The 1,288-nt window shown below is 78.2% G+C and carries 1 protein-coding gene; it reads left to right on the top strand.

Annotation, left to right across the window (positions count from 1 at the left end; translation table 11 throughout):
* Positions 1 to 190: 190 nt before the first annotated feature.
* Positions 191 to 1,288 (top strand): protein kinase domain-containing protein (locus WCS02_RS20410; protein WP_340296153.1); only part of this gene is annotated, 1,098 nt, incomplete at its 3' end.

Raw genomic sequence — 1,288 nt, 5'->3', positions numbered from 1 at the left:
CGCCGCCGTGGTCCGGGCCCGCGCGGCGGGCGTCGACCCCGAGGCGGCCCTGCGGGCGCGGGTCCGGTCGGTGGAGTCCGGGGTCGCGGGCGGCGCCGGCCCCTCCCGGTGAGTACGGTCGTCCGATGGACGCCTGGCACGTGACGCGCACCGGCGCGGGCGGGCCGCGACCCGGGCGGTGGCGGCCGTGATGGGCCCCCGCCCCGTCCTCGACGAGCGCTACGAGCTCGGCGAGACCCTCGGCAGGGGCGGCATGGCGGTCGTGCGCCGGGCCCGCGACCTGCGCCTGGGCCGCGAGGTCGCCGTCAAGCTGCTGTACCCCGAGGTCGCCATGGACCCCGAGGCGATGGCGGCGTTCCGCGCCGAGGCGATGTCCGCGGCGCGGCTCAACCACCCCGGGGTCGTCCAGGTCCACGACGTCGGCGAGGCCGTCATCGACGGCGTCCCGCGGCCCTACCTCGTCATGGAGATGGTCGAGGGCCAGCCCCTGTCGCACCTGCTCGTCGACGGCACGCCGCTCACCGTCGAGCGCGCCCTGGAGATCGGCGTGGACGTGACGAGCGCCCTGGCCCACGCGCACGAGCGCGGCCTGGTCCACCGCGACGTCACGCCCGGCAACCTCATGGTGCTGCGCGACGGCTCGGTCAAGGTCACCGACTTCGGGATCGCCCGGGCCATGCCCGGCGCCGCGCTCGACGAGGCCGAGGAGTGGACCGAGGAGCTGGCCGAGGCCGGCGCGGGCTTCGGCTCCATCGCCTACCTGAGCCCCGAGCAGGCCCGCCGCGGGTTCGTCGACGCCCGGTCCGACCTGTACTCGGTCGGCTGCCTGCTCATGACCATGCTCACCGGCTACCCGCCGTTCCGCGGCTCGCCCAAGGACGTGGTCCGCCACCACCTGCGCACCCTGCCGCCCGCGCCCTCGTCCCGCCGGCCGGGCCTGGAGGCCGCGCTGGACGACATCGTCGTGCGCGCGCTGGAGAAGGACCCGTGGGCCCGGCCGCAGTCGGCGGCCGAGATGCGCCGGGACCTGCTGCAGGTGCTCGGCGAGATCGACGCCCCGGCGGCGTGGGCGGCCGGCGCGCACGGCCTGGCCACGGCCGTCGCCCCGCACGAGCCGCAGCGGGCCTCGGAGCTGGCCGAGGTGTCGACGGAGCGGGTGGGGACCGGGCTGCTGCCCGACGTGCTGCCCGACGACGACGACGAGGACGACGCCCTCGCCGGCCGGTCCGCGGCGGCCGGTGCGGGCGCCGTCGGGGGCGCCGCGCTCGTCGCCGGCCGGCCCGCCGCC

The organism is Aquipuribacter hungaricus, assembly GCF_037860755.1.
In the GTDB taxonomy this organism is placed as follows: domain Bacteria; phylum Actinomycetota; class Actinomycetes; order Actinomycetales; family JBBAYJ01; genus Aquipuribacter; species Aquipuribacter hungaricus.
This window is presented reverse-complemented; position numbering and strand designations above follow the sequence as displayed.